The organism is Saccharopolyspora spinosa NRRL 18395 (genome assembly GCF_000194155.1).
In the GTDB taxonomy this organism is placed as follows: domain Bacteria; phylum Actinomycetota; class Actinomycetes; order Mycobacteriales; family Pseudonocardiaceae; genus Saccharopolyspora; species Saccharopolyspora spinosa.
Genome location: NZ_GL877881.1, coordinates 150,416 through 153,398, shown reverse-complemented (window position 1 = coordinate 153,398; position 2,983 = coordinate 150,416). Strand labels below are relative to the sequence as shown.

Below are 2,983 nucleotides of genomic sequence, written 5' to 3'. Positions count from 1 at the left end.
CGGGGGGTGATGGAGACCGTGGTGGGTGGGGCCCCGGTGGCGGGGCGGGATGAGCGGATTGCCGGGCCCGAGAGGGTATCGGAGTGGACTGGGACTGATCAGGACGGCGGGGACGCGTGGTCGGCTGACTTCGATCTCGGTACGTGGCTTGATCAGGCGGTGGCGGATTTAGCAGGGTCGGGGGATGCGGGTGCGGGAGGTCCCGGGGTGATGCTGGGCAAGGGCGCTTTTGGGAACGTTGTCGCGACCGGGTTGCCCGCGTTTCTGGGACAGGATGCCGGGGCGGATGATTTCGCCGGTTTCCTCCCCGACTACCACGACGGGACGGATCCCGTTGGGTTGTTCGGGGTCGAAGGGCCTGGCGAGGGACCTTTCGGTGACCCGTTTCCGGGAGGTGCGGTGTGGCCCGATGGGGGGTGGCCGGATGCGGTGGGTGAGGATGCGGGGGGTGCGGTGGGGTCTGGGGACCGGTTTGTGCAGGGGGTGAACCAGGCCAGTTACTTCTTTGGTGATGCGCGTTTTCGGGTGAATTGCCTGGAGGCGTGTGTGGCGTTCCATAATTCGGTGAAGTTCGGTCGGCAGTTCGTGGCGGGCCCGGCTGGTGATCGGGATCCGGCTCGGTTGGAGGCGGCGTTCGGGGCGACGGCCCGGCGGGTGGCTGGTGTGGCCGGGGCCGAGCGGTATGTGCGGAGCATGCCGGTGGGTGTGACTGTGCCGGTGATTTACCAGCGTGCCGACGGTAGTGCGCATGTGATCGCTGCGGTGCGTGCAGGAGACGGCGATGGGGTGGATCTGCTGGATGCGCAGAAGGGGGAGGTCGCCGAGGCCGCTGATGTCCTGGCTGCGGCCGGGGTGTGGGTGATTCCGGTGCCGGGGGCGGAAGTGGAGGGGGAGGTGGTGTTGCCGCCCAGTGGTTCCGGGCTGCGTCGCGAGGACGGGGGGTCCGGACTGCCCGCCGAGGTGACGGGTCCAAAACGTCGGCGCGGAGTGTCCGGGCCGGTGGCGAGGAAAGCCGGCACGAGTGCGGAGAGTTCGCGGGGGGTTAAGCGGCGGAAGGTGGAAGTATCCGCTGCTGTTAGGGCTGTTTCCGGGAGTCGGGGTGATGGCGGGAGTGAGGTGCGCACACCGACGGATCAGGCAGCACAGCAGGACCCGAGTGCGGAGCGGAAATGGAAACAGAAGGAAACCAACGCGAAGCATTACCAGGCGAGAAAGGCTGCTGTCGCCAGGGTTGCGGAGTTGGAGGCGTTGAGGGACCAGGGGCCGCTTACTGTGGAGCAGGAGGCGGAGCTGGTGGAGCTCCAGCCGAAGGCACAGCAGTGGCAGAAAAAGAAGGATGCGGACGCGGCTTGTTGGGGCTGTTTCCGGCAGTCCGGGTGATGGTGGGAGTGGGGTTCTTACGCCGACGGATCAGGCAGTACAGCAGGACCCGGATGCGGAGCGGAAACGGAAACGGCGGGAAAAGGACGCGGAGCGGACCCGGGCCGGAAAGGTTGCTGCTGATCGTGTTGCGGTGTTGGAGGAGTTGGCGGAGCAGGGGCCGGGGAGAGGGGGGGGGTGTTGGGGGACCCCCAGCCGAAGGCGCAGCAGAAGGAGCAGCAGAAGGAGCAAAAGAAGGAAAGGAACGCGAAGAATTACCAGGCGAGAAAGGCCGCTGTCGCCCGGGTTGTGGAGTTGGAGGCGTTGAAGGAGCAGGGGCCGCTGACTGAGGAACAGGTGGCAGAGTTGGCGGAGCTTCAACCGAAGGGTTGCCGATCGGGTTGTGGTGTTGGAGGCGTTGGCGGAGCGGGGGCCGTTGACGGTGGAGCAGGTGGCGGAGTTGGTGGAGCTTCGGCCGAAGGCGCTCCAGTGGCAGAAAAAGAAGGATTATGAGGCGGCGCGGACCCTGGCGCGAAAGGTTGCTGCCGATCGGGTTGTTGTGTTGGAGAAGTTGACGGAGCAGGGGCGCCTGACTGACGAGCAGGAGGCGGAGCTGGCGGAGCTCCGGTCGACTGCTGCCGCTCGTGTTGCGGAGTTGGAGGAGTTGGCGGGGCGGGGGCCGCTGACTGACGAGCAGGCGACCGAGCTGGCGGAGCTCCGGTCGAAGGTGGCGGCGCGGGGGCGCAAGAAGAAGGACCGGGATGTGACGGAGACCGGGGTGGGTGACCCGGTGGTTGGGCGGGGTGCGGCGGATGCTGGGGTGATGCTGGGCGCGGATGCTTATGAAGAGCCGAGGCTGTTGATGTCCTGGCTGCGGCCGGGGTGTGGGTGATTCCGGTGCCGGGGGCGGAAGTGGAGGGGGAGGTGGTGTTGCCGCCCAGTGGTTCCGGGCTGCGTCGCGAGGACGGGGGGTCCGGACTGCCCGCCGAGGTGACGGGTCCAAAACGTCGGCGCGGAGTGTCCGGGCCGGTGGCGAGGAAAGCCGGCACGAGTGCGGAGAGTTCGCGGGGGGTTAAGCGGCGGAAGGTGGACGAAGTCGTTGCTGTTAACCGGCCGCTGGAGGTGCATGCCTCGCAGACGCCGGACTCACTGGCGGTGACCCCGAATGTTTCTGGTGTGCCTGCGGATGCCGCGCTGGCGGAGACTGGCAGGTCTGGGTCTGTCGTGGACTCCTACGGTGATGTGCCCGTGGGGCAAGCGACGTCGCCGAGTGGGATGACCGGCCGCGATGCCGATTCTTATGTGGACTCGGTCGCGGGGCGTGGGGATTCGGATCGTCTGGATGTTGCTGCGGTGTCGCCGGATTCGGCGACACCGTCGGTGGAGGGGGCGCAGGCGGTCCCGCCTCCGTATCAGGATCCGGCGGCGGGCGTGCCTGCGGGGCTGCCGGTGGATGCGGTGCGGGTGCTGGTGCCGGCGGAGGTGGTTGCTGGTGGCGGGTTGGTGGAGTTCGTGCGGGGTGGTGTCGCGGATTCCACGGGCGGGCCTGTGCTGCTGGTCGCGCAGGGCAATCCGGCTGCGGGTGTGGTGGTCTCGCCTGGTCAGGGTTCGGCCCTGGCACAGG

2 protein-coding genes and 1 pseudogene are annotated in these 2,983 nt (G+C 67.7%); all 3 read left to right on the top strand.

Going from position 1 to position 2,983, the window contains the following annotated elements; translation table 11 throughout:
* A partial coding sequence (locus SSPN_RS60870) for a hypothetical protein (protein WP_010313833.1) occupies window positions 1-1,380 on the top strand: 1,380 nt, incomplete at its 5' end.
* A gap of 385 nt (window positions 1,381-1,765) precedes the next feature.
* Complete coding sequence (locus tag SSPN_RS61900; RefSeq protein WP_272941789.1) at window positions 1,766-2,251, top strand: hypothetical protein; 486 nt, start codon at window positions 1,766-1,768, stop codon at window positions 2,249-2,251.
* A 194-nt stretch (window positions 2,252-2,445) separates the two neighbouring features.
* A pseudogene (locus SSPN_RS60860) lies at window positions 2,446-2,983 on the top strand (hypothetical protein); the annotation flags it as partial.